Genomic DNA, 290 nt, shown 5'->3' on the forward strand with positions numbered 1-290 from the left:
ATCCCGGTCAGCACAGGGCGGCACGCTCTGCCTGCGAACAGATTCTTAATGCCCTTGATCTTCTTGCCGCCATCGAAGCCGCGCCCGAAGCAAGTCGGCGCTGAACGACAGGAGCGGCTGTCGATGATGACGGCGCTGGGCATGGCTTTGTCGCCGCAAGCCTGCCGCCAGCCCAGAATCAGGCGGTTGAGCAGCCGGCGCCACAGGCCGATCCGGCTCCAGCGGGCGAACAGGGTATAGAGCGTGCCGAACGGGATGTCGCACAGCAGGCCGATGGCGCGCCACTGCAT

1 pseudogene is annotated in these 290 nt (G+C 65.5%); it reads right to left on the bottom strand.

The features are described from left to right. A pseudogene (locus tag N826_RS44685) lies at nucleotides 1-290 on the bottom strand (hypothetical protein); the annotation flags it as partial.

Source organism: Skermanella aerolata KACC 11604, from assembly GCF_000936425.1.
In the GTDB taxonomy this organism is placed as follows: Bacteria; Pseudomonadota; Alphaproteobacteria; order Azospirillales; family Azospirillaceae; genus Skermanella; species Skermanella aerolata.